Below are 3,219 nucleotides of genomic sequence, written 5' to 3'. Positions count from 1 at the left end.
TTTCGACCATGTGCTGGTCGACGAATACCAGGACACAAATCGCCTGCAGGCTTCGATCCTCATGGCACTGAAACCCGACGGCGCCGGGCTGACGGTGGTGGGCGACGATGCGCAGTCGATCTATTCGTTCCGCGCCGCCGAGGTGCGCAACATCCTCGACTTCCCCAACCAGTTCGCGCAAGCCGCTGACGTCGTGATGCTGGAGCGCAATTACCGCTCGACCGAAACCATCCTGGCGGCCGCCAATGCGGTGATCGGCGAAGCCTCGGAGCGCTTCACCAAGAACCTGTGGTCGGAGCGCAAGTCGACCGACAGGCCAAAACTGGTGACCGTGCGCGACGAGGTCGAGCAGGCCAATTTCGTCTGCGATACCATCCTGGCCGAGCGCGAGGCCGGCACGGCACTGAAATCGCAGGCGGTGCTGTTTCGCGCCTCGCACCACAGCGGCCCGCTGGAGATCGAATTGACGCGGCGCAACATTCCCTTCGTCAAGTTCGGCGGGCTGAAATTCCTCGATGCAGCCCATGTCAAGGACGTGCTGGCGGTGCTGCGCTTCGCCGAGAACCCGCGCGACCGGGTCGCCGGCTTCCGCGTGCTGCAGCTGATGCCGGGCATCGGCCCTTCGGCTGCCGCGCAGATCGTCGAGACCATGACGACGGCGCTGGACGAGGCCATGGGGCTGGCCGGCTGGCGTCCGCCGCAACGCGCCGCGGATGACTGGCCGGGCTTCGTCTCGCTCTATTCCGGCCTGCGGACCGGCGCCAAATGGCCTGCCGACCTCGAACAGATCAGGCTGTGGTATGAGCCGCATCTGGAGCGCATCCACGAGGACGCGACGACGCGCCGCGCCGACCTGTTGCAACTTGAGCAGATCGGCTCGGGCTATGCTTCGCGCGAGCGCTTCCTGACAGAACTGACGCTCGATCCGCCGGACGCCACCAGTGACCAGGCCGGGCCGCCGCATCGCGACGAGGACTATCTGATCCTGTCGACCATCCATTCGGCCAAGGGCCAGGAATGGAAGAACGTCTTCGTGCTCAACACGGTCGACGGCTGTATCCCGGCCGATCTCGGCGTCGGCACCAAGGAAGACATCGAGGAGGAGCGCCGGCTGCTCTACGTGGCGATGACGCGGGCCAAGGACAATCTCAACCTGGTCATGCCGCAACGCTTCTTTCCGCACGGCCAGGCGGCGCGCGGCGACCGCCATCTCTATGCCTCGCGCACCCGCTTCATCCCGGCTTCGATCCTGGCTGCGTTCCAGCAGGTGTCCTGGCCGAGCGCACAGGTGGCACAGGGCAGGGCGGCTCGGCCGGAGGTGCGCGTCGACATCGGCGCGCGCATGCGCGGCATGTGGAAATAGCTGCGGGATAGCGCCCCATGTTGAAACCACCGGTCAGGGTCGCCATAGCGGGTGCGCTGGGCCGCATGGGCCGCGAGATGGCGTCCGCCGTGCACGGCGACGCGCGGCTGGCGCTCGCCGCCCGCTTCCACCGGCCGGGCAGTATCGGCGAAGGGCTGGTGAGCCGCGACGAGGCGCTTGCCGTGGCCGACGTGGTCATCGACTTCACCACGCCGGCTGCCTCGGCTGATCTGGCCAGCATTTGCGCCGAGCGCGGCGGGCCGGCCCTGGTCATCGGCTCAACGGGCTTCGATGCTGATGAATCGGCTGCTATCGCTGATGCCGCGAAAACAATTGCCATCGTGCGCTCCGGCAGCTTTTCGCTCGGGCTCAACATGTTGATCGGGCTGGTCGAGCAGGCGGCGCGGGCACTCGATCCCGATGACTGGGACGTGGAGATTGTCGAGGCGCATCATCGCCACAAGGTCGATGCGCCATCGGGGACGGCGTTGATGCTGGGGCATGCCGCAGCCGGCGGACGCGGCATCGACCTGGACACGGTCGCAAGGCTTGCACGCGACGGCGTCATCGGCGCGCGGCCGACCGGCGAGATTGGCTTTGCGGTGCTGCGTGGCGGCAGCATCATCGGCGAACACAGCGTCAGCTTCTGCGCCGAGGGCGAGACCTTGACCTTGTCGCATGCAGCCGGCGACCGCGTCATGTTCGCACGCGGCGCCATCGCCGCCGCGCTCTGGCTCGAGGGACGCCCGCCAGGCGAATATGACATGCGCGACGTGCTGGGCATGACCGGCCTATAGCGGCCGGTTTGTCGTCCCGGTTGGACGTACGCACCCATATCTCGTCCACCTCCGCACCGAAAAAAGAACGCTGGAGGGGTCAGGTCTCTTCAAACCGAACCGTTCGGTTCGATTTCTGTTGACGGACTGTATAGCAGATGGTGAACGCTGGCCTGGTTGTCGGCCTCGCATAGTGGGAGAAGAATCTCACTAAAGATTTGCTTTCGAACAATAAAATTATGACCGCCGGGGGCCTGTGCCAAATTTCAAGGCCCGGATTCAAGCTGCGGAGGAACATCTTCGTGATTGGAATCCGCGGCAGGGCAAACCCATCTCGGGGTGGTCCGAGCGACGCGAAATTCCTCCCAAGGGCACGCCACCAGACGGACAGAACAAAGAAATACTGGAGTAACTAAAATGACCAAGATCGCTCTTACCGCCGCCGCCATCCTCGTTGCCACGGGGACTGCTTTTGCCGGCAGCGACAACTATGGCTCTTACAATGCCAACCAGCCGGTTGCGAACCAGTCTGTGTCCAACATCGACACCACGCACACCGGCTCGATCCCGAAGTCCGTAAAGACGCAGGGTGATGCCAATGCCAAGGTGCCGGCTCAGTCGGGCCAGGGCATCTGGGGTCGCTGATTTTCTGAAGTCTGCGACCACAAAGAGCGGTGGGCTTTGCCCGCCGCTCTTGTTTTTTATGGAACCAGCAACAATCGGGGCATCGTTTGAGCAGCCGATTTTGCGCAGTTGGCATGAACCGTTGGTTCGAAGTCTGCCGGGTGGCAGCTTGCCCGCGGCGCCTGAATTCTAGCCCAAATCCTTCGGGTGCACACAATGCGTCAGCGGGGCGCTCGACAGGCCGGACCAGTCACCTTCGAAAGCGAAGCGTGCCAGGGCTGCCGTCGGGAATTTTTCTTCAAGTCTCGCGAGCGCCTTGGCGTCTGACCCCGGCCCGGCAAGCTGTCTGGCCAAATGTTCCAGGCCCGGATTGTGGCCAATTACCAGCAAGCTGCCGCTTGAAGCGTCGGATTGACCAATCTGGCTCAGAATGTCCGCCGCTGAAGCATCGTACAG

Annotated in this window: 3 protein-coding genes and 1 pseudogene; 3 read left to right on the top strand and 1 reads right to left on the bottom strand. The window is 63.9% G+C overall.

Translation table 11 applies throughout. The features are described 5' to 3' along the window. The 3 genes from EN750_RS25710 to EN750_RS25700 form a co-directional block, all read left to right on the top strand. Nucleotides 1-1,363 (top strand): ATP-dependent helicase (locus EN750_RS25710; RefSeq protein WP_145967911.1); only part of this gene is annotated, 1,363 nt, incomplete at its 5' end. Nucleotides 1,364-1,380: 17 nt separating this feature from the next. After that, on the top strand, nt 1,381-2,160 hold the full coding sequence (dapB, locus tag EN750_RS25705; RefSeq protein ID WP_127398220.1) for a 4-hydroxy-tetrahydrodipicolinate reductase: 780 nt from the start codon (nt 1,381-1,383) through the stop codon (nt 2,158-2,160). Between the two features lie 396 nt (nt 2,161-2,556). Next, nucleotides 2,557-2,784, top strand: coding sequence for a DUF680 domain-containing protein (locus tag EN750_RS25700; protein ID WP_127270735.1), 228 nt, complete (start codon nt 2,557-2,559; stop codon nt 2,782-2,784). A gap of 168 nt (nt 2,785-2,952) precedes the next feature. On the opposite strand, the pseudogene EN750_RS25695 reads toward EN750_RS25700, so the two are convergent. Beyond that, nucleotides 2,953-3,219 (bottom strand): annotated as a pseudogene (locus EN750_RS25695) (histidine phosphatase family protein); the annotation flags it as partial.

The sequence above is a fragment of the Mesorhizobium sp. M7A.F.Ca.ET.027.03.2.1 genome, assembly GCF_003999175.1.
Taxonomy (GTDB): Bacteria; Pseudomonadota; Alphaproteobacteria; order Rhizobiales; family Rhizobiaceae; genus Mesorhizobium.
This window is presented reverse-complemented; position numbering and strand designations above follow the sequence as displayed.

What these genes read in the sequence shown, in the direction of transcription:
- dapB (WP_127398220.1), top strand. Translation starts at nt 1,381, where the DNA reads ATGTTGAAACCACCGGTCAGGGTCGCCATAGCGGGTGCGCTGGGCCGC.
- EN750_RS25700 (WP_127270735.1), top strand. Translation starts at nt 2,557, where the DNA reads ATGACCAAGATCGCTCTTACCGCCGCCGCCATCCTCGTTGCCACGGGG.